Below are 20,518 nucleotides of genomic sequence, written 5' to 3' on the forward strand. Positions count from 1 at the left end.
CCAGCAACTGATGCTCCCCGGTACGGGTCAGTCGCGCCAGTCCACCACCGCAGAGATCTTGCCGACAATGGTGCGCCAACCCAAACTCGCGGTCTGCGCGCCGATCTTCTTCAGCCGCCGCCGACCCATGAAGGCGCCGATCCCACCGTTGGCCGTGGCCCGCAGCGCCTCGTCCAGGTCGTCGAGGCTGGAACCGGCGGAGAGCATGTCCAGGACCGCAGGCAGCCGCAATGCGTACGAGATGTCACGTGCGACCTCGCCGGCCTCGATCAGCAGGGTCGAATCCCAGGTGTCGTGACCGCCGCGCAGGTTCTCCACGACCAGGTCGAGTTCGTAGGTGTCCTCGTCGAGCGGAGCGATATCGGCCGGCTCCACCCGTTCGGCCAATTCATTCCAGCTGTCCAGTTGGGACAGATCATTGGGAGCGCCGGACCGGATGAAACTGACCAACGACTCGGGGGTCTTGAACAGCAGCAGCTTGCCCCGGTTGCTGAGGAAGACCGGCACCTCCTCGTCGTCCTCGTCGTCGGCCTCGTCCGCGTCGGCCTCTTCCGCCTCGTCCTCGGCCGTGGCCGTGGTGGCGTCGCGGCGGCGCGTCGACTCGTCCTCGTCGCTGTCGGCGAACTCGTCGGCCAGGTCCTCGTCGAGGATGACGACGGTCTCGTCGTCCTCCTCTTCGACGACCTGACGGCGGGCCAGGAACGGGTCGTCCTGGTCGCGTTCGGTCACGTCGGTCGGGGTCAGCGAGCTGGCCGGCCGGTACGCCCGCAGCGTGAAGCCGGTGCCGGCGGGCAGGGCGATCTCCACCGGATCGATGCGCAGCTCGTCCCAGAGCGACCGGTCGACCGAAGCCGACGGGCGGTCGGTCTCCTCGGCCTCATCTGGCTCGGCCGCGCTGGTGGTGTCGTCGAGCTCGGGCTCGTCGGCGTCGGGCCGTTGGGGCGACTGGCGGGCCACGCTGACCTCCGTGTGCTTCGGGTTGCCCACCCGCCGGGGTCTCTGTCCGACGAGTGACTCTGGGCACATACCCTAGTCGGCGGCCCTGGGTGACCGATGCCCGCACCCCGGTGGCCGGCTGGCGCACGGGTTCGACCTGCTGGCGGCTGGCGCTGGCGAACGGGCCGATCGACAAGTAGCGTAGCTACGCATGAAGGCCCAGTCGTTGCACGGCCATCTCGACGCTCTGCTGCTCGCCGTGCTGGAGCAGGGCGAGCAGCACGGCTACGCCATCATCGAGGCGCTGCGTGAGCGCAGTGATGGCAGCCTGGATCTGCCCACCGGCACGATCTATCCCGCGCTGCGTCGCCTGGAACGCGCGGGGCACGTGGCGAGCACCTGGAGCACGGTCAACGGTCGGGAACGGCGGACGTACCAGCTCACCGACTCCGGCCGCCGCGCGCTGGCCGGAGAGCGCGCCGGTTGGCACGAGTTCCAACTGACCGTCGGCCGGTTCCTCGATCCCGGCGGCCCACCCGTCACCCCGGCCTGACCCGGTCCGTCGAGTTGGCGTCGACCGGCCGGGCCGTGCCCGACACGGGCGAGAACGGTCCGGCCGGCGCCGGCCGGGCGGGCCTGGCCAGCGTGCGGGGTAGAGCAGGCGGCGCGGGTCAGCGGGCGACGGCCAGCAGCCAGCCGCGCGTCGCGCGGGTCAGCGAGAAGTACGCAGCGCCCACCAACACCGCGCCGATGATCATGGGTGGCCAGCTCAGTGCCGCATCCCAGAGGCTGAGGGACCAGGTGAAGAGGGCGCAGCCGGCCACCATGGCGAGCGCCAGCAGGCCGGTCAGGCCGGCGCCCACCGCGCGTTGCGCCACGAGCAGGCCCGGCCGTGTCGAGCGGGCGCTCGCCGCGACCACCAGCAGACCGGCCACCGAGAGCAGCAGCGTGCTCATCCAGATCCAGTCGACCGAGTTGGAGAGCAGTAGGTAACCGGCTGGCGGGCGAGGGCCGTCGCTCCAGCTCGCCCCACGCCAGGTCAGATCGCCGGCGGCCACCCCCACCCCGGCAACGGCCAGCATCCGCAGCGAGAGGCCCCGCAGCGCGCCCACCGCCAGCTCGGCCTGCCAGGAGGGGAGCAGCTGCGCCGGTGAGCCGAACTCGACCACCGCGCGGCGCTGCGCCTCCGTGGGCGGCACACCGCTCTCCTCGTACGCCTCGACGGCGTCCAACAGCCCGTGCCGGGCCTCGGTCAGCAGGTCGGACTTGAGTCGCGCCGGCCCCTGCAACCGGGCGGCCAGATCCCGCAGGTGCTCGTCGACAGACACATCCTCACAGCGCGGCATGCCACCACCCTGCCACGGACTCCGGAGCCCCGACGTCGGGGAGAACCCTGGTCCGTCCCCGAACCCCGGTCAGGGCGTGAGCGCCAGATAACCCCGTTCGGCCGCCGCCTGGAGCAGCCACTGGTCCCGGTACCAGCCGTCGGTGACGACCAGCTCGGCGTGCCGACCGCGCTGGATCACCCGACCGCTGTCGAGGACGACGATCTCGTCCAGCTCGGCGAGCCCGCTGAGCCGGTGGGTGATCAGCAGCACCGAGTGCCCGGCGGGGGTGGCGGTGAGTGCGGACGCGAGCACCGTGTCCGCGGCGGACGGGTCCAGCCCCTCGGTGGGTTCGTCGAGTACCAGCACCGGCGGCGCCGCGAGCAGCGCCCGAGCCAGCGCCAGCCGCTGCCGCTGGCCGCCGGAGAGCTGCCCGCCCTCCTCGCCGACGAGCGTGTCCCAACCTGCCGGCTGGGCGCGTACCCACTCGAGCAGGCCGGCCGCCGCGGTGGCCGCGGTCAACTCCTCCTCGCCGGCCCCGGCCCGCCCGAGCAGCAGGTTCTCCCGCACCGTGGCATGGAAGACGTACGCCTCGGCGAGCAACCCGCCGACCGCGCGGGGCAGCGCCTCCTCGGCGTACGCCGACAGGTCCCGACCGTTCAGCGTGACCCGGCCGGACACCGGCCGGACGGTGCCGGTCAGTACGGCGGCCAGGGTGCTCTTGCCGGCGCCACTTGGGCCGACCACCGCGATCCTCCGCCCGGCCGGCAGGTCCAGGTTGACGCCGTCCAGGGCGGGTGCCGCGCCGGCCCGGTACCGCACGGTCACGTCGTCGAACCGCAGCTCGAATGGACCGGTCAGGTCGGTGCTGCCGTCGGTGGCCGGTCGAGTCGGCGGGCCGGCGTCGAGCAGAGTGGCCACCCGGGCCAGGCCGGGCCGCAGCTGTGTCCACTGTCGGGCCGCCGCGACCAGCGCCAGGGTCACCTCGACGGCGGCCAGCGCGCCGACGGCGAGGACGCCCACCAGCACCCCGGGCACGTCGGCGGCCAGCGCGGCCAGCACCACCGCCGCGGCGGTCAACCCGGCGGTCAGCACCCCGGCCGCGTCCACGGCGAACCCGGTGGCGGCCAGCCGTCGTTCCAGTCGGGCCAGCCGACCGGCGCGCTCCTCGGCGGCGTGCAGCGCACCGTCGGTGGCCCCGAACGCGGCCAGGTCGGCAGCGCCGTGGGTGAGGTCGATCGCGTCGGTGGCCAGTGCGCCGCGCAGCGGGGCCACGTCGGCGGCGCTGCGGCGGGTGACCGCGGTGGCCAGCACGGGCAGCGCCACGCCGGCAATCAGCAGGCCGACGGCGAGCGCTCCGGCGGCCGGGGGCGAGATCAACGCGGCCCCGGCGACCGCCACCACACCGACCAGGGCCGCCGCCGAGCCCGGGACCAACACCCGCAGCAGCAGGTCCTGGACTGCCTCGACGTCGGAGACGAGCCGGCTCAGCACGTCTCCCGAGCGGTGTACGGCGCTGCGGCGGGCCGCGAGGGTGGCGAAGACCTGGGCCCGGACGTCGGTGATCATGCGGAGTACCGCGTCGTGCCCGGCGAGCCGCTCGGTGTAACGCAGCACGCCCCGACTGATCGCCAGCGCCCGGACCGCGACGATCGCCACGGTGAGCCGGTCCAGCGGGGGTTGACCGGCAGCGCTCATCAACAGCCAGGTGGCCGTGGCCATCAGGGCCAGCCCGGCGAACTCGGTGGCCGCCGCGAGCAGCCCGGCGCCGACGAGGCGGCCCAGGTACGGCCGGGCCAACCGCAACACGGCCCGCTCGGCGGCGACCCGCCCGCGCGGCGCGGTGTCGGCGGTGCCCGGCACGAGCGGCACGGTGTCGGCGGTGCCCGGCACGAGCGGCGTCGGGTCGACGGCCGGCGTCGTGTCTGCCGGGTCCGGCCCGGGTGCCGCGCTCATCGGGACACCTTTCCGGTCGGCTCGGGTGTCAACTCGGTGACCTGGCCGTCCTCGACGCGCAGGATCCGGTCGGCGTCGGCGAGCAGCGCCGGTCGGTGTGCGACCAACAGCGCGGTCCGCCCGGCGACCAGACGGCGGGTGGCGTCGAGCACCACCGCCTCGGCGGCGGTGTCCAGCCGGGCGGTGGGTTCGTCGAGCAGCACCACAGGTGCGGCGCGCAGGAAGGCCCGCGCCAGCGCGACCCGCTGCCGCTGCCCGCTGGACAGCCCGTGGCCGCGTTCGCCGAGCAGGGTGTCCAGGCCGTCCGGTAGGCCGGTCACCACGTCGTCCAGGGCGGCGTCGCGCACCGCCGCGGCCAGGACGTCGGGTGGGGTGTCCGGTGCGCCGAGCCGGATGTTGTCGGCCAGCGAGGCGGCGAAGAGATGTGCCCGCTGCGGTACCCAGGCGAGCTGCCGACGCCAGGCGTCCGGGTCGGCGGTGGCGAGGTCGACCCCGTCCACGGTGACCCGACCGCTGGTCGGGGTCACGAAGCCGAGCAGCAGACCGAGCAGGGTGCTCTTGCCGGCGCCGCTGGGTCCGATGATGGCGATCCGTTCGCCGGGCCGGATGGTCAGGGTCACGTCCCGCAGCGCGGTGGTCCGCTCGTACGCCACGGTCACGCCCTCGAACCGGATCTCACGCCGGGCGTCGGGAGTGGTGGCGCCCTCGGCGGCGCGGGGTGCGGCGGGCGCGGCCGAGATGGTCAGCGCCTCGTCCAGCGCGGCGAGCCCCTCCATGCTGGCGTGGAAGCGGCTGCCGGCGGACCGCAGCGGCAGGTACGCCTCCGGGGTGAGCAGCAGCACCAGCAGCGCGGTCTGCAGGGCCAACCCGCCGCCGAGCAACCGGATGCCGACCGGCACCGCGACAAGTGCCACCGAGAGGGTGGCGACCAGCTCCAGCACCAGCGCGGAGAGGAACGCGATCCGCAGCGTCTTCATGGTGGCGACGCGGTGCCCGTCGGCCATCCGGCGCACGATGTCGGTCTGTGCCCGGGCGCGCCCGAACGCGCGCAACGTGGGCAGCCCGGCGACCATGTCCAGGAAGTGGCCACCGAGCAGGGACAGCCGCCGCCACTGCCGTTCGGTGGCGGCCTGCGCCTGCCAGCCGAGCAGTGCGCCGAAGACCGGGATCAGCGGCAGGGTCAGCGCGATGATCACCGCCGAGCTCCAGTCGGCGAAGACGACCCGGGCCAGCACCGCCAGCGGCACCGTCACACTGAGCACCAGCTGCGGCAGGTACCCGGTGAAGTAGGCGTCCAGCGCGTCCAACCCGCGTCCGGCCAGGGTGGCGATCTCACCGGCCCGCTGCCCGGCCACCCAGCCGGGGCCGTGCCGGCCCACCGCGCCGAGCAGGTCGGCCCGCAGCGCGGCCTTGACCGTGGCGGCGACCCGCGCCGAGACCGTGCCCTGCGCCCAGACCAGCGCCGAGCGGGCCGCGACCGCGATCACGAAGCCGGCCAACGCCTGCCGATCCAGCCGACCGTCGATGGCGGTGGCCAGCACCGACGCGAGCGCGGTGGCCTGCGCCACGATCAACCCGGCGGCGACCACACCCAGCACCGCGAGCACGGCAAGATCGCGCCGGGCCGCGGGGACCCGGCGCAGCAGACGCGGGTCGAACGGACGGCGGCTCACCAGTACACCGGTGCCCTACCGTCGGTCCGTCCTCGGAATACCCACCAGCACATCGCCTGGAAGCCTAGTAGAGCCGGAAGTAGCGGCAGCGCCACCCAGCCCAGCAGCCGCAGTGTCGGTGCGCTGGCGGCCGCGTCGGCCACCGTCAGCGAGGCCCCGGGGTCGGTTGTGGACACCAGCACGTAGGGCCAGAGGGCCGCGCCTACCAGCACCACCGGCAGCGCCAGGGCCGCGCCGGTGGCGACCAGAGCCCACCCCGGCCGCCGCCGCGCCAGCGCCGCGCGGGCCGCCAGCAGCGCCGCCACGAGGAGCACCGGCAGGAGTACGGCCAGCGTCGGCCGCTGGACCGCGTCGCGTACCCGGGCGGAGAGCAGGCCCACGACGGTGGCCAGCGCGACCGCGGTGAGCGCCACCGGCACCAGCCGGCGGGCCGTGCGGTCGACCACGGCGGCCTCGGCGGCCGGCAGTCGCAGGGTGAGGAAGGTCGCACCGTGCACGGCGACCAGGGCGACCATCGCCAGCCCGGCGGCGGCCGCGAACGGGGTGGCGAGGTGCGAGACCCCGGCGACGTGCCCGTCGGCCTGACGGGGTACGCCCTGGAGCAGCGCGGCGAGCACCACACCCCAGCCCAGTGCGGCGAGTGCGCTGCCGATCGTCACGATGCGGTCCCAGCGGGCGCGGATCCGCTCGTCGGCGTGCCGGCTGCGCAGTTGCACCCCGGCGGTGACCAGGATGACGCCGACCAGAGCGCCGGCGACGGCCGGATAGCAGCCGGCGAGCAGCTCACCCTCCAGTACCGGAAACGCGCCGAACAGGATGCCGACGGCGGCCACCAGCCACACCTCGTTGCCGAGGAAGAACGGGCCGAGCGCGGTGAGCGAGGCCCGCCGCCCGGCCGGGCTTCCGCCCCGCGCGAGCAGCAGTCCGACGCCGTAGTCGTAGCCGGCGAGCACCAGATAGCTGGCGAAGAAGAGGCCGAGCAGGGCGTACCAGGCGAGGTCCACGGTCTTCTCCTCAGATCCTCAGACGAGTGCGGGTTCGGGACAGGCCGGCTCGCCGGGCGGCAGCGGCGGGCGGCCGAGCGCCGGGTCGACCGCGCCGCGTTTCGCGTACCGGGCGAGCAACACCCAGTTGGTGACGGCGAGGGCCCCCAGCAGCAGGCTGAAACCGACGAGCGAGGCCAGCATCAGCGGGGCGCCGACCGGGGAGACCGCCTGCTCGGTGGGGAGCAGCCCGTACGCCACCCAGGGCTGCCGGCCCACCTCCCGGGAGATCCAGCCGAGGATCACCGCGACGAACGGCAGCGGCAGGGCCAGCAGGATCAGCCAGAGCGGGAAGCGCAGCCGGACGATCCAGTCGCGGAAGAGCAGGGGCAGCAGCAACCAGAGACAGCCGAGCGTGAGTCCGGTCAGGATCATGAAGCCCAGCCCGACGCTGGCCAGCACCGGTGGGGTGTAGTCGCCGGGGCCGAACCGAGCGGTCCACTCGGTGATCTGCGCCTGGGCCTCCGGCCCGTTGCCGCCGAACTTGGTCGGCTGCACGCTGCCGACCGGACCGAACTGGGCGAAACCGAAGCCCTGCACCAGGCTGATCGCCAACGCCGAGGTGACCAGGCCGATCCGCAGCGACGTGCGGAAGAGCGCGAAGTCCGGGGTACGCCGGATCAGGTGCCACGCGCTGACCGCCGCCATCAGCATCCCGCCGATCAGCAACGCGGCCGACACCACGTGCCCGAACGCCATGCCGAGGGTGGGGTTGGTGAGGAGCGCGCCGAAGTCGGTGAGGTGGGCGATCCCGTCGCGGACCTCGTAGCCGACCGGGTTCTGCAACCAGGAGTTCGCCACCATGATCCAGAAGGCCGACGCGTACGCGGTGATCGCCACGCCCCACAGCAGGGCGAGGTGGACACCCTTGCGGAGCCGGTGCCAGCCGAAGATCCACATCCCGAGGAACGTGGACTCCAGGAAGAACGCCACAAGCGTCTCCAGGGCCAGCGGCGCGCCGAAGACGTTGCCGACGTAGCGCGACAGGCCACTCCAGTTCAGCCCGAACTGGAACTCCATCACGATGCCGGTGGCGATGCCGAGCACGTAATTGATCACGTAGAGCTGGCCCCAGTAACGGGTCAGCCGCTCCCACTTCGGGTTGCCGGTGAGCACCCAGGCGGTCTGCATCCCGACCAGCAGGGTGACCAGCCCGAGCGTGACGACCACGAACAGGAAGTGGATCGAAGTGGTGGTGGCGAACTGCAGGCGGGCGAGGAGCAGGGTGTCCATGGCCGGCTCTCCGTACTGTTGGCTCCCTTGTCGTAGCCACCCTACACGTAGTTTCTCTACATGTCCGACTACTACGCGGTGTCGTAATGGAGTCTACGACATCACGTAGTAGATGTACGAACGGCAAGATCGCGCTCGAACCAAGATGTAGTGGCCTCGTCGGCCGTGGATGCCACTCGATCCTGGATCGAGCGCGATCTTCAGCTCAGGAAGAGAGTGATCGGGAGGGCGGCCAGAGTGGTGGCGACCGCGAGGGCGGTGGCGCCGAGCACCCGGGGTGGCCGGTCGCTGACCAGGAGACGCTGGACGCGTACGTCAAGATCGCGGTCGCCCAGGCCCAGCGCGCCGGTCGGGGTGATCCGGTGACCGGCGGCGGCAAACCGGCGTAGCGCTCCCGCCAACGGCGCCTCGGCGTGCAGCTCGCGGGCCTTGTCGTCGGCCCGCATCTCGACCAGGAGGGCGACCCGCTCGTGCGCGTCGCGAACCCAGGCGAACCACGGCAACGCGCGGCACAGCGCGGTGAACGGCAGTAGTACCAGGTCGTGCCGCTCGTGGGCGTGCGCGCGCTCGTGGCTGAGCACCGCGGCCAACTCGGCCCGATCCAGCAGGTTCAGCGTGCCGGCGCTGACCACCACCTGCGGCTTGACGCCGGGCAGGCAGTACGCGGCGGCACTCGGATGGTCCAGCACCAGCGCGCCGGGCGCGGCTGGATCGTCCCGGGCGACCAGGGAGAGCAGGTCCCGGTGCCGACGCTGGGCGCGTACGGTGCCGTGGATGCTGCGCGCGGTCGTGGTGACCAGCACCGCGCCGATGCCGAAGCCCACCCCGACACCGGCAAGGTGGAAGGTGCTCATCCCGGCTGGCAGGGTGCCGTGTCCGAGGTCGTTGGCGAGGGCGAGCAGTGCGCTTCCGGTCGGCAGGTCGTACGTGCTCAGCCCGAGCGCCATCGGCAGGCCCATCGCGGAGAGGCCGAGCGCCAATCCGACGGCCTGCCAGCAGATGATCGCGACTCGGGGGCTGCGCCACGTCCAGGTGGAGCGGGCCAGCACCTGAGCCGTCAGATAGCAGGCCAGCATGGTGGCGGCGAAGTGCACGGCGTAGGCCATGGCGCTCGCCCTACCGCTCCGCTGCCTCGCCGGCAGGTCGCCGGCCCGCCGGCCCGTCCACCCGGTCGGTCAGGTCGGCACCCGACCCGGCCGGGCTCGGCGCGTTCGGTCCGGCGGCACCCGTGCCACCGGCGGCGGTGCCCAGCCCGGCCTCGTTCCCCAGCGCCGCGCGCAGCACCTCGGCCTCGGTGCCGGTGACCGAACGGGCGAAGCGCACCAGCGCGGCGTCCCGGCTGCCGCCCAGGTCGAGGGCGTCAAGCATGAGTTGGGCGATGTGCGCCTCGCGGCTGGCCGCTGGCCGGTACCGCCAGGCCCGACCTTCGCGCTCGCGCTGCACCATGCCCTTGCCGGCGAGCCGGTCCAGCACGGTCATCACCGTCGTGTACGCCAACTCCCGGCCATCGAGCGCGTCGGCGACCTCGCGCACGGTCACACCATCCGACGTGCCGGGGACCACGTCCCACAACACGTCCATCACCGCACGCTCAAGATCGCCCAACCGAGTCACACCGTAATCCTACCCCCGGTAGTAGACCCCCACCCCTCCCACCTCTCGCCAACGGTGATCATGAGGTTGACCGGGCCGAGCGAGATCAAAAACCCCGTCAACCCCATGATCGCCACCGAAGATCGGCGGACTGGCAACCCAATCCGAGGCAGAACCCGTGAGCTGACCCACCCGACGAACCCGGCCCAGGTCAGGTTTTCCGGGGAGCCCCACCCGCGCAGGGATCAAGCCTGACCGCCCGGAGCGGGTGGGGCTCCCCGGAAAACCACAAGGCCGGGAACGACATCACACCCCCTTGGGGTGCCACACCGTCTTCGTCTCCAGCAGGACTGTCATCCGGCCCAGACCCGGGTCGGTCGACCAGTCGTGGTCGGCGGGCGCCGGTCGGAGGACCCGCTTGAGGTTCTCTGCCGCCCTGACCTCCAGGTCGGTGGCGAGCGCGGCGTCGGTGACCCCGGTCAGGTCGATCGCGTTGACGTCCATGTGCGCGGCCAACGCCGGCGCGGTCTCGGTGATCGCGCCGGTGAGGATGTTGACCACCCCGCCGGGCAGGTCGGAGGTGGCCAGCACCTCGGCCAGTGTCACCGCGGCCAGTGGCTCCGACGGGGACGCCGCTACCACCACCGTGTTGCCGCTGACGATCGCCGGGGCGATCACGCTGACCAGGCCGAGCAGCGCCGGGCGTTCCGGGGCGACCACCGCGACCACGCCGGTCGGCTCGGGCGCGGAGAGGTTGAAGTACGGGCCGGCGACCGGGTTGGCGCCGCCGTACACCTGGGCGAGCTTGTCGGCCCAGCCGGCGTACCAGACCCAGCGGTCCACCGCGGCGTCCACCTCGTCGCCGGGGATGCCCAGGGCGACGAACTGCTCGCGGCGGCCCTCCAGCATCTCCGCGGCCCGGTAGAGGATCTGACCCCGGTTGTACGCGGTCGCGCCAGCCCAGCCCTTCACGGCGGCGCGGGCGGCGACCACCGCGTCCCGGGCGTCCTTGCGGGAGGCCAGTGACACATTCGAGGACTGCACGAGATACGACCGTCCCGACTCGCTGCGCGGGAACTTCCCGCCGATGAAGAGCTTGTACGTCTTGCGTACGGCGACCCGCTCAGACATTGAGGTACCCCTCCAGCCCGTGCCGGCCGCCCTCGCGACCGTAGCCCGACTCCTTGTAGCCACCGAACGGCGAGGTGGGGTCGAACTTGTTGAACGTGTTGGCCCAGACCACTCCGGCGCGCAGCCGGTCGGCCATCCACAGGATGCGGGAGCCCTTGTCGGTCCAGATGCCGGCCGACAGCCCGTACGGCGTGTTGTTGGCCTTCTCGACGGCCTCGGCCGGCGTGCGGAACGTGAGCACCGACAGCACCGGGCCGAAGATCTCCTCGCGGGCGATCCGGTGGGCCTGGGTGACCCCGGTGAAGATGGTGGGCGCGAACCAGAAGCCCCGGTCGGGCAGCTCGCACGGCGGTGACCAGCGCTCGGCGCCCTCGGCGGAACCGGCGTCGGACAGTTCGCGGATCCGCTCCAACTGGGCGGCCGAGTTGATCGCGCCGACGTCGGTGTTCTTGTCCAGGGGGTCGCCGACCCGCAGTTGGGCCATCCGCCGCTTCAGCGACTCCAGGACCCGGTCGGCCACGTTCTCCTGCACCAGGAGGCGGGAGCCGGCGCAGCAGACGTGCCCCTGGTTGAAGAAGATGCCGTTGACGATGCCCTCGACGGCCTGGTCGATGGGCGCGTCGTCGAAGACGATGTTGGCGGCCTTGCCACCCAGTTCCAGGGTGAGCTTCTTGCGGGTGCCGGCGACGGACCGGGCGATGGCCCGGCCGACCTCGGTGGAGCCGGTGAAGGCGACCTTGTCCACGCCGGGGTGCTCGACCAGGGCGCGGCCGGTGTCGCCGGCGCCGGTGACGATGTTGACCACACCGGCCGGCAGGTCGGCCTGCTGGCAGATCTCGGCGAACAGCAGCGCGGTGAGCGGGGTGGTCTCGGCGGGCTTCAGCACCACCGTGTTGCCCGCGGCGAGCGCCGGGGCGATCTTCCACGCCAGCATGAGCAGCGGGAAGTTCCACGGGATGACCTGCGCGGCCACGCCGATCGGCTGCGGGTTGGCGCCGAAACCGGCGTGCGGGAGCTTGTCGGCCCAGCCGGCGTAGTAGAAGAAGTGCGCGGCGACCAGCGGCAGGTCGACGTCCCGGGACTCCCGGATCGGCTTGCCGTTGTCCAGCGACTCCAGGACGGCCAGCTCACGGGACCGCTCCTGGATCAGCCGCGCGATCCGGTACAGGTACTTCGCCCGGTCGCGGCCGGGCATCGGACCCCAGACCTTGTCGTACGCCTTGCGGGCCGCGCGCACCGCGCGTTCCACGTCCTGGGCGCCGGCCTCGGCGATCTCGGCCAGCACCTCCTCGGAGGCGGGGTTGATCGACTTGAAGCTGCCACCGTCGGTCGGATCGACGAACGCGCCGTCGATGAACAGCCCGTACGAGGGCTTGAGGTCCACCACCGAGCGGGACTCGGGGGCGGGGGCGTATTCGAACATCGGCTATCAGTCCAGGGTGAAGTAGTCGGGACCGGAGTAGACGCCGGTCGTCAGCTTGGTGCGCTGCATCAGCAGGTCGTTGAGCAGGCTGGACGCGCCGAAGCGGAACCAGTCCGGGTCGAGCCAGTCCGGGCCGACGGTCTCGTTGACCATCACCAGGTACTTGATCGCGTCCTTGGTGGTCTTGATGCCACCGGCGGGCTTCACACCCACCTGACGCCCGGTCGCCTCGCGGAAGTCGCGGACCGCTTCCAGCATCACCAGGGTCACCGGCATCGTCGCCGCGACCGGGACCTTGCCGGTGGAGGTCTTGATGAAGTCGCCGCCGGCCAGCATGGCCAGCCAGGAGGCCCGCCGCACGTTGTCGTAGGTGGCCAGCTCGCCGGTCTCCAGGATCACCTTGAGGTGGGCGTCCCCGCAGGCCTCCTTGGTGGCCACGATCTCGTCGTAGACCTCCTGGTAGCGCCCGGACAGGAACGCGCCCCGGTTGATCACCATGTCGATCTCGTCGGCGCCGGCCGCGACGGCGGCCCGGGTGTCGGCCAGCTTGATCTCCAGCGGCGCCTGGCCCGACGGGAAAGCGGTCGCCACGCTGGCCAGGTGCACAATGCCAAGTCCGGCCGGCGCGGCGCCGCCCGCACGTCCCGGCTCGCCGGATGGCCGCCCGGACCCGGCAGCAGAACCGCGCAGCACCTCGGCGACGTACGGGACCATTGCCGGGTAGACGCAGACCGCGCCGACGTGCGGGCAGGACGGGTCGGCCGGGTCGGGTCGCAGCGCCTTCGCGGCGAGCGCCCGCACCTTGCCCGGGGTGTCCGCCCCTTCCAGGGTGGTGAGGTCGACCATCCGGATCGCCAGGTCGATGGCCTGGGCCTTGGCGGTGGTCTTGATGGATCGGGTGCCGAGCTGTGCCGCCCGCTGCTCCGCGCCGACCTGGTCCACGCCCGGTAGGCCGTGGAGGAAGGTCCGCAGAGCGGTCTCGGATCGTCCCAGCTCGGAGAGCTCCGACCGGGCCGACGTCGTTGTCGCCGTCATGCCCCGAAGTCTACGCACCGGAAAGCCGCGTGATCTTGCTCACAGCGGCTCGCCGGACGTGAGCGGCGTCGCTGGTCCGACCGCACCCGCACCGGCGGGACGTGCGGACCGGTAGGTTGAGCGATCGTGGACGTACACGTCATTGACCACCCGCTGGCCCAGTCGAGACTGACCGCCATGCGGGACGCGCGCACCGATTCCTCGACGTTCCGGGCGGCGCTGCACGAACTGACCACCATGCTGGTGTACGAGGCGGCGCGCACCTTCCCCGTCGAGCGGTACCCGGTGCAGACGCCGGTCACCGGCACCGAGGGCACCCGGCTGGCCAACCCGCCGCTGCTGGTCCCGGTGCTGCGGGCCGGCCTGGGCATGGCGGACGCCGCGCTCGGCCTGCTGCCGGAGTCCTCGATGGGCTTCGTCGGTCTGGCCCGCGACGAGGAGACCTACGAGCCACGCGCGTACATGGAGTCGTTGCCCCGCGACCTGGCCGGACTGCCGGTGCTGGTGCTCGACCCGATGCTGGCCACCGGTGGCTCGCTGGAGCACTCCTGTCGGCTGCTGGCCGACCGCGGCTGCACCGACATCACCGTGCTCTGCGTGCTCGCCGCGCCGGTCGGCATCGAGCGGCTGGAACGTTCTGGCCTGCCGTTGCGCCTGGTCACGGCCTCGATCGACGAGGGGCTCAACGACCGCATGTTCATCGTCCCCGGGCTCGGGGACGCGGGCGACCGCCAGTTCGGCGGCATGCCCCGGTTCTGAGGGCGGTACACCCGGTCGGTGTCGGGTCGGGCGGGTCCGTGCGCGGTGTGCACGGACCCGCTACCGTCTCCGGCCATGACTGGTGTTGCTCTCGCCAAGGAGCTGCTGCTCCTCGCCTACGACGACACGACCGGCAAGGCGACCATGCCGCGAATCAGCCTGGACCTGGGCATGGCCGCCGCGGTGCTGGTCGAGCTGGCCCTGGCCGGCCGGATCGCGTACGCCGACGGTTCGTTGGCAGTGATCGACCCGACGCCCACCGGCGAGCCGGTCGCGGACGAGGTGCTGGGTCGGGTCGCGGCCGACACCCCGCACAGTCCGGCTTCCTGGGTGCAGCGCCTGCGGCACGGCCTGCGGGACCGGATTCTCGGCGACCTGTGCAGCCAGGGTGTGGTCCGCGACGTCGACGAGACCGAGTTGGGCTTCATCCACGTGCACCGCTACCCGGTCGTGGACGCCACGGTGGAGGCGGAGACCCGGCAGCGGCTGGCCGAGGCGCTGACCGGCGCGGCGGCCCCGGACGAGCGGACCGCCGCGCTGGCCACCCTGGTCGTGGTGCTGCGGATGGAGTCCGCGCTCGGGGTGGACGGCGAGACCGCCGCGGACGCGCGCCGCCGGCTGGAGGAGATCGCCACCGGCGCCGGCTTCTCCGGCGAGGTGAGCACCGACGACTCGGTGGTCCGCCCCTCGGTCGGCCTGGTCGTCGCCGCCCTGGGCCGGGCCGTCGACCAGGCCCTCGGCCCCCGCCGCTGACCCCGCCGGTCAGAGTCCCAGAGCCGCGGCGATCTCGGTGCGCAGCTGCGCGATCGCCGACTCCGCGCGGGCCCGGGCCGCGGCGACGTCGCGGTCGGGCACCGGCTCCACCACCTCGAGGTACGCCTTGAGCTTCGGCTCGGTCCCGGATGGGCGGATCACCACCCGGGCCACCGCGGTCCGCAGGATCACCACGTCCGACTCGGGTAGCAGGTCCCGCACGCTGTCTACCGGCTGCCCGAGCAGGGTGGTCGGGGTGGCCGCCCGGATCCGGGCCATCGCGTCGGTGATGACTTGCAGGTCGTCCACCCGGGCGGAGAGCTGGTCGGTGTGGTGAACGCCGAACTCGGCGGCCAACTCGTCCAGCCGGTCGGTCAACGTGCGGCCCTGCGACTTCAGGCCGGCGGCCAGTTCGGCCACGGTCAGCGCCGCGGTGATGCCGTCCTTGTCCCGTACGTGCTCCGGGGCGACGCAGTAACCGAGCGCCTCCTCGTAGCCGAAGACCAGCGGTGCGCTGCCGCCGCCGGCCCGCACGATCCACTTGAAGCCGGTGAGCGTCTCGTCGTAGGGCAGGCCCCGGGCCGCGCACATCGCCCGCAACAGTGACGACGACACGATCGTGGTGGCGTAGAGCCCGGTCACCCCACGGCGCATCAGGTGGTCGGCGAGCAGCACGCCCACCTCGTCGCCGCGCAGCATCCGCCAGCCCTGCCCGCCGCCCGTGCTGTCCCGGACGACCACCGCGCACCGGTCCGCGTCCGGGTCGTTCGCGATGGCGAGGTCCGCGCCGGTGGAGTCGGCCAGCGCGATCAACCGGTCCACCGCCCCCGGCTCCTCCGGGTTGGGGAATGACACGGTGGGAAACGCCGGGTCCGGCTCGGCCTGGTCGGGCACCACACCGGGCACCGGGAAACCGGCGCTGGCGAAGGCGGCGGTGAGCACCGCCGCGCCCACCCCGTGCAGCGGCGTGTACGCCACGGTCAGGTCCCGGGGTCCGTCCGGGTCGATCACCGCGGTGGCCCGTTCCACGTACGAGGCGACCAGGTCGTCACCGAGCACCTGCCCGGGTGGACCCAACGGCACCTGGGTCAGTGGGCCGACCGCCCGGATGGCCGCCTCGATACCGGCATCGGCGGGCGGCACGATCTGCGCGCCGGCACCCAGCTCACCGCCCAGTTCCGCGCCGAGGTAGACCTTGTAGCCGTTGTCCTGGGGCGGGTTGTGGCTGGCCGTGACCATCACTCCGGCGACCCCGCCGAGCTGGCGTACCGCGTACGCCAGCACCGGGGTGGGCAGTGGGCGGGGCAGCAGCAGAGCCGGCCGGCCCGCGCCGGTGGCCACCTGGGCGGTGCGTTCGGCGAACTGCCGGGAGCCGTGCCGGGCGTCGTACCCGATCACCAGAGGGCCGGTGCCACCCTGGGCCGCGAGCCAGCCGACCAGGCCGGCAGCGGCCTGGGTGACCACGGCGAGGTTCATGCCGTTCGGGCCGGCGCGCAGCGGGCCGCGCAGGCCCGCCGTGCCGAAGGTCAGCGGACCGGCGAACCGGTCGGCCAGCTCCGGGGCGCTCGCCGGCAGCCGGTCGAGCACCGCCGTCAGCTCGTCCCGGCTGGCCGGGTCGGGGTCGTCGGCCAGCCAGCGCCGGGCTTGCTCGCGAATGTCGTCGATGTCAGTGGTGTCCGCCGCCATGCCTCTTGATAGCACGGCGGCGGATCACCGCTGTCGGTTCCCTCGGCTCAGCCTGCCCCGGTGAGCTTGAACGTCCTGGCCATCTCGTCGAAGATCGGCTTGCTCTCCGCGAACTTGGCGTTCGTCGAGGTGAGGTAGAACGAGTACGCTTTGCCGCCCTCGGCCACGCCACGCCAGACGCCGTGCCGCATGACGTCGCCCTCGCCGCAGGTGTACTCGAATTCGGCGGCCGGCTTGCTGTCCAGTTGGGTCTCGGTGGCGTTGAGCTGCTGGTACGGCTTGACGCAGGAGGTGCTCCGGGTCATGAGACCGTTCGCTGCCGTCTCCGCCCAGCGGTTGGCGTCGCTCGACCACTTCTCGGTGATGATGCGGACCTTGCGGCCGCTGTCCTCCGGGTCGGTGTAGTCGGTGTACGAGGGGCCGGTGGCCTTCTTCCAGCCCTTCGGCACCATGACCTGGATGCCGCGGGCCACGTGCTCCTGCATCTCGACCGTGGAGGCCGCCGGGGCGGACGCGGTCGGCTGCGCCGCCGGGGTGTTCGGCGGGGAATCGTCGCCACTGGTGAGGGCCACCACGGTGAGCAGCAGCACGACGGCCAACCCGCCGGCCGCGGCGAGCTGCACCTTGCGGGGCCAGCCCTTGACCGTGCTGACGAGCTGACCACCGGTGGCGCGGGCCTTGCCGAGGGCGCCGCCGCCAGCAGGGGCGGGCGAGGTGGCCCAGGGCTGGCCGGTGCCGGGCACCGACCACTGGTTGCCGCCGCCGTAGGTGCCGCCGATGCGCTGGGTGGCCTCCGGTGCGCCGCCGTACCCGACCTGCTGGGTGGCATCGGCGGGGCTGCCGTAGTTGACCCGCTGGGTGGCGTCCGGGTGCCCGCCGGCGTCCACCCGCTGAGTGGTGTCGGCGCTGCCACCGTAGGTGTGCCGGGGAGGTGGCTGGCCGGGGCCGGGCATCGCGCCGGTGGGCGTGTGCAGTGGGCCGGCCAACACGTCGGCGCTGGTCTCGTCGAACCCGGTGGCACCGGCCGCGGTGGCCGGCCGGGGGCGCTCGCCCCGGCGCAGCGCGGCGAGCCGATCGGTCAGGGACTCGTCCGGGGCCAGCATCGCCGGGCCACCGATCTGCTTGTCCGACTTCGGCTCCGCCGGGGGCGGCGGGAGGACCGGCACCGGAGGGCGCTGCTGCACCGGCACCACCGCGTACGGGTCGGTGACCGAGTGCACCGCGGTCGCGGTGCTGCCCAGCGGGCCGGCGAGCAGCTCGCGCAACATGGCCCGGGAGGTGTGCACATCCAGTCGGCGGGCCGGGTCCTTTTCCAGCAGGCCCATCAGCACGCGGGTCAGCGGGCCGCTGCGCTGCGGCGGGGCCGGTGGGTCCTCGACCACGGCGTGCATGGTCTCGATCGGGTCACCCTTGTCGAACGGGGGTCGCCCCTCCACCGCCGTGTAGAGCGTCACACCCAGCGAGAAGAGATCGCTCGGCGGACCGAACTCCTGGCCCATGGCCCGCTCGGGCGAGATGAAGTGCGGTGAGCCGAGCACCATCCCGGGGGTGGTGAGCTGCACGTCGGTGGGCATCCGAGCGACCCCGAAGTCGGTGAGCACGCACCGCCCGTCGGAGCAGATCAGCACGTTTGCCGGCTTGACGTCGCGGTGCAGGACGCCGATCGCGTGCGCCACCTCCAACGCGCCGAGCAGCGCGATGCCGATCTTGGCGACGGCGCGGGGCGCGACCGGCCCGTCCTCGATCACCATGTCGGCGAGGCTGCGGGCGTCCAGCAGCTCCATCACGATCCACGGCCGGCCGGCCTCGGTGACCACGTCGTACACCTGCACCACGGCCGGGTGCTGGATGGCGGCGGCGGCCCGCGCCTCGCGCAGGGTGCGTTCGTACATGGCGTCGCGGTCGCTGGGGGCCAGCCCCGGAGGCAGGACGACCTCCTTCACCGCCACGTCACGGCGCAGCAGGGTGTCGGTGGCACGCCACACGGTGCCCATGCCGCCGTTGCCCACCGAGGACCGCAGCGAGTACCGGCCACCGATGGTGGTGCCGGGTGCTGCGCGGCCGTTGGCGGGACTGACTGGTCCGCCGCTCCACGTCGGGATCTGAGTCACAGAAAAGCCACCGGGGGAAATCGAGGGGGGCTGGGACACAACCCCCCTATCTTGCTGGTTCCGACGCCCGATGCGAAAGCCGACGCGACGGACGTTTGTCGAAGTCGACAGAAAGTGCCATGCGGTTCACCTGCTGTCGACGGCTCGGAACGGGCTGTGCGGTATCCCTCACCCGATGCCGTGCCCGCACGACCTACCATCCGGGGATGAACGAACGGCGGTCAAGCGAGTCCGGTTTTCCGATCAAGGGCGTCTACACGGGCGCGGACCTTCCGGAGGACCTGGACTCCCGGCTGGGCGCCCCCGGCGAGTTCCCGTACACGCGGGGGGTCTACCCCACCATGTACACCTCCCGTCCGTGGACCATGCGCCAGTACGCCGGCTTCGGCACCGCCACCGAGTCCAACGCGCGCTACCACCAACTGTTGCGGGCCGGCACGATGGGCCTCTCGGTCGCGTTCGACCTGCCGACCCAGATGGGCTACGACTCCGACGAGACGATCGCGCACGGCGAGGTCGGCAAGGTGGGTGTCGCCATCGACTCCATCGAGGACATGCGGCTGCTCTTCGCCGACATCCCGCTGGACAAGGTCTCCACCTCGATGACCATCAACGCGCCCGGCTCGGTGCTGCTGCTGCTCTACCAGCTCGTCGCCGAGGAGAACGGGGTGCCCGGCTCGGCGCTCAACGGCACGATCCAGAACGACATCCTCAAGGAGTACATCGCCCGGGGCACGTACATCTTCCCGCCGAAGCCGTCGCTGCGCCTGGTCGCGGACACGTTCGCGTACTGCCGCAAGGAGGTGCCGAAGTGGAACACCATCTCCATCTCCGGCTACCACATGGCCGAGGCCGGCGCGACGCCTGCGCAGGAGATCGCGTTCACCCTGGCCAACGGCGTGGAGTACGTGCGGGCGGCGCTGGCCGCCGGGCTCGCGGTGGACGATTTCGCGCCCCGGCTGTCGTTCTTCTTCGTGGCCCGCACCACACTGCTGGAGGAGGTGGCGAAGTTCCGCGCCGCCCGGCGGATCTGGGCCCGGCTGATGCACGACGACTTCGGCGCGAAGGATCCGAAGTCGATGATGTTGCGTTTCCACACGCAGACCGCGGGCGTGCAGCTCACCGCGCAGCAGCCGGAGGTGAACCTGGTCCGGGTGGCGGTGCAGGGGCTGGGCGCGGTGCTCGGCGGCACGCAGTCGCTGCACACCAACAGCTTCGACGAGGCGATCGCGCTGCCCACCGAGAAGGCGGCCCGGCTCGCGCTGCGTACCCAGCAGGTGCTGGCGTACGAGACCGACCTGACCGCCACCGTCGACCCGTTCGCCGGGTCGTACGTGGTGGAGGCGATGACCGCCGAGATCGAGGCCGCCGCGCTCGAGTTGATGGAGCGGGTGGCCGACCACGGCTCGGCGGTGGACGCGATCGAGGCCGGTTTCCAGAAGCGGGAGATCGAGCAGTCCGCTTACCGGATCGCGCAGGAGATCGACTCGGGTGAGCGGGTGGTGGTCGGGCTCAACCGGTTCGTCGTGGACGAGGAGGAGCCGTACGAGCCGCTGCGCGTCGACCCGACGATCGAGGCGGGTCAGGCCGAGCGGCTGGCGCGGCTGCGCTCCGAGCGTGACGGCGCGGCCGTGACGCGGGCACTCGCCGACCTGCGGGCCGCCGCGGAGGGTTCGGACAACGTGCTCTACCCGATGAAGGAGGCGCTGCGGGCCCGGGCCACCGTGGGTGAGGTGTGCGGGACGCTGCGCGAGGTCTGGGGGCTGTACCGGCCCACCGATCGCTTCTGACCCTCGCGGTCGCGGTGTGTCCGTCGGGCTGGGCGGGTACCGGATCGGAGGAGCGCGGACGCACACGGTGT

At 72.5% G+C, this 20,518-nt stretch carries 17 protein-coding genes; 4 read left to right on the forward strand and 13 right to left on the reverse strand.

The window, feature by feature from the left end; all coding sequences use genetic code 11:
* Positions 1–27 precede the first annotated feature (27 nt).
* Entirely contained in the window at positions 28–987 is a 960-nt protein-coding gene (locus AB0A90_RS04380; protein WP_357241452.1) for a DNA primase, read from the reverse strand.
* A 160-nt stretch (positions 988–1,147) separates the two neighbouring features.
* On the opposite strand from AB0A90_RS04380, the gene AB0A90_RS04385 reads away from it, so the two are divergent.
* Positions 1,148–1,489, forward strand: coding sequence for a helix-turn-helix transcriptional regulator (locus AB0A90_RS04385; protein ID WP_357241455.1), 342 nt, complete (start codon positions 1,148–1,150; stop codon positions 1,487–1,489).
* A gap of 118 nt (positions 1,490–1,607) precedes the next feature.
* Here AB0A90_RS04385 and AB0A90_RS04390 read toward each other — a convergent pair whose 3' ends face one another.
* The 10 genes from AB0A90_RS04390 to deoC all read right to left on the reverse strand — a co-directional run bounded on the left by AB0A90_RS04390 (position 1,608) and on the right by deoC (position 13,348).
* Entirely contained in the window at positions 1,608–2,282 is a 675-nt protein-coding gene (locus AB0A90_RS04390) for a permease prefix domain 1-containing protein (protein ID WP_357241458.1), read from the reverse strand.
* Positions 2,283–2,351: 69 nt separating this feature from the next.
* Complete coding sequence (cydC, locus tag AB0A90_RS04395) at positions 2,352–4,217, reverse strand: thiol reductant ABC exporter subunit CydC (protein WP_357241460.1); 1,866 nt, start codon at positions 4,215–4,217, stop codon at positions 2,352–2,354.
* Positions 4,214–5,890, reverse strand: a complete 1,677-nt coding sequence (cydD, locus tag AB0A90_RS04400; RefSeq protein ID WP_357241464.1) for a thiol reductant ABC exporter subunit CydD — start codon at positions 5,888–5,890, stop codon at positions 4,214–4,216. The genes cydC and cydD overlap by 4 nt, the downstream gene beginning before the upstream one ends.
* Positions 5,887–6,894 carry a cytochrome d ubiquinol oxidase subunit II gene (locus tag AB0A90_RS04405; protein ID WP_357241467.1) on the reverse strand — a complete coding sequence of 336 codons (1,008 nt, stop codon included), beginning with the start codon at positions 6,892–6,894 and terminating at the stop codon, positions 5,887–5,889. Before AB0A90_RS04405 ends, cydD begins: the two co-directional genes overlap by 4 nt.
* A gap of 18 nt (positions 6,895–6,912) precedes the next feature.
* Complete coding sequence (locus AB0A90_RS04410) at positions 6,913–8,166, reverse strand: cytochrome ubiquinol oxidase subunit I (protein ID WP_357241470.1); 1,254 nt, start codon at positions 8,164–8,166, stop codon at positions 6,913–6,915.
* Positions 8,167–8,366: 200 nt separating this feature from the next.
* Positions 8,367–9,272 (reverse strand): M56 family metallopeptidase, encoded by a 906-nt coding sequence (locus AB0A90_RS04415; RefSeq protein ID WP_357241473.1) that lies wholly within the window; start codon positions 9,270–9,272, stop codon positions 8,367–8,369.
* A gap of 10 nt (positions 9,273–9,282) precedes the next feature.
* Positions 9,283–9,780 carry a BlaI/MecI/CopY family transcriptional regulator gene (locus tag AB0A90_RS04420; RefSeq protein WP_357241476.1) on the reverse strand — a complete coding sequence of 166 codons (498 nt, stop codon included), beginning with the start codon at positions 9,778–9,780 and terminating at the stop codon, positions 9,283–9,285.
* Positions 9,781–10,065: 285 nt separating this feature from the next.
* Positions 10,066–10,890, reverse strand: a complete 825-nt coding sequence (locus AB0A90_RS04425; protein WP_357241479.1) for an aldehyde dehydrogenase family protein — start codon at positions 10,888–10,890, stop codon at positions 10,066–10,068.
* Complete coding sequence (locus AB0A90_RS04430) at positions 10,883–12,313, reverse strand: aldehyde dehydrogenase family protein (RefSeq protein WP_357241482.1); 1,431 nt, start codon at positions 12,311–12,313, stop codon at positions 10,883–10,885. Before AB0A90_RS04430 ends, AB0A90_RS04425 begins: the two co-directional genes overlap by 8 nt.
* 6 nt (positions 12,314–12,319) lie before the next feature.
* Complete coding sequence (gene deoC / locus AB0A90_RS04435; RefSeq protein ID WP_357241485.1) at positions 12,320–13,348, reverse strand: deoxyribose-phosphate aldolase; 1,029 nt, start codon at positions 13,346–13,348, stop codon at positions 12,320–12,322.
* Between the two features lie 126 nt (positions 13,349–13,474).
* Here deoC and upp point away from each other — a divergent pair, with 126 nt between their 5' ends.
* Positions 13,475–14,107 (forward strand): uracil phosphoribosyltransferase, encoded by a 633-nt coding sequence (upp, locus tag AB0A90_RS04440; RefSeq protein ID WP_357241488.1) that lies wholly within the window; start codon positions 13,475–13,477, stop codon positions 14,105–14,107.
* Positions 14,108–14,182: 75 nt separating this feature from the next.
* Positions 14,183–14,860, forward strand: a complete 678-nt coding sequence (locus AB0A90_RS04445; RefSeq protein WP_357241491.1) for a GPP34 family phosphoprotein — start codon at positions 14,183–14,185, stop codon at positions 14,858–14,860.
* A gap of 9 nt (positions 14,861–14,869) precedes the next feature.
* Here AB0A90_RS04445 and AB0A90_RS04450 read toward each other — a convergent pair whose 3' ends face one another.
* Positions 14,870–16,546, reverse strand: a complete 1,677-nt coding sequence (locus AB0A90_RS04450; protein WP_357241494.1) for a phospho-sugar mutase — start codon at positions 16,544–16,546, stop codon at positions 14,870–14,872.
* A gap of 47 nt (positions 16,547–16,593) precedes the next feature.
* Positions 16,594–18,657 (reverse strand): serine/threonine-protein kinase, encoded by a 2,064-nt coding sequence (locus AB0A90_RS04455; protein ID WP_357241497.1) that lies wholly within the window; start codon positions 18,655–18,657, stop codon positions 16,594–16,596.
* Between the two features lie 206 nt (positions 18,658–18,863).
* Between AB0A90_RS04455 and AB0A90_RS04460 the strand changes: the two genes are divergently transcribed.
* Positions 18,864–20,447 carry a methylmalonyl-CoA mutase family protein gene (locus AB0A90_RS04460; RefSeq protein ID WP_357241500.1) on the forward strand — a complete coding sequence of 528 codons (1,584 nt, stop codon included), beginning with the start codon at positions 18,864–18,866 and terminating at the stop codon, positions 20,445–20,447.
* The last annotated feature ends 71 nt before the right edge of the window (positions 20,448–20,518 follow it).

This window comes from Micromonospora sp. NPDC049204 (assembly GCF_040647935.1).
Taxonomy (GTDB): Bacteria; Actinomycetota; Actinomycetes; order Mycobacteriales; family Micromonosporaceae; genus Micromonospora.

What these genes read in the sequence shown, in the direction of transcription:
- AB0A90_RS04460 (WP_357241500.1), top strand. Translation starts at nt 18,864, where the DNA reads ATGAACGAACGGCGGTCAAGCGAGTCCGGTTTTCCGATCAAGGGCGTC.
- AB0A90_RS04425 (WP_357241479.1), bottom strand. Translation starts at nt 10,890, where the DNA reads ATGTCTGAGCGGGTCGCCGTACGCAAGACGTACAAGCTCTTCATCGGC.
- AB0A90_RS04410 (WP_357241470.1), bottom strand. Translation starts at nt 8,166, where the DNA reads ATGGACACCCTGCTCCTCGCCCGCCTGCAGTTCGCCACCACCACTTCG.
- cydC (WP_357241460.1), bottom strand. Translation starts at nt 4,217, where the DNA reads ATGAGCGCGGCACCCGGGCCGGACCCGGCAGACACGACGCCGGCCGTC.
- AB0A90_RS04430 (WP_357241482.1), bottom strand. Translation starts at nt 12,313, where the DNA reads ATGTTCGAATACGCCCCCGCCCCCGAGTCCCGCTCGGTGGTGGACCTC.
- AB0A90_RS04385 (WP_357241455.1), top strand. Translation starts at nt 1,148, where the DNA reads ATGAAGGCCCAGTCGTTGCACGGCCATCTCGACGCTCTGCTGCTCGCC.
- AB0A90_RS04445 (WP_357241491.1), top strand. Translation starts at nt 14,183, where the DNA reads ATGACTGGTGTTGCTCTCGCCAAGGAGCTGCTGCTCCTCGCCTACGAC.
- AB0A90_RS04415 (WP_357241473.1), bottom strand. Translation starts at nt 9,272, where the DNA reads ATGGCCTACGCCGTGCACTTCGCCGCCACCATGCTGGCCTGCTATCTG.
- AB0A90_RS04450 (WP_357241494.1), bottom strand. Translation starts at nt 16,546, where the DNA reads ATGGCGGCGGACACCACTGACATCGACGACATTCGCGAGCAAGCCCGG.
- deoC (WP_357241485.1), bottom strand. Translation starts at nt 13,348, where the DNA reads ATGACGGCGACAACGACGTCGGCCCGGTCGGAGCTCTCCGAGCTGGGA.
- AB0A90_RS04390 (WP_357241458.1), bottom strand. Translation starts at nt 2,282, where the DNA reads ATGCCGCGCTGTGAGGATGTGTCTGTCGACGAGCACCTGCGGGATCTG.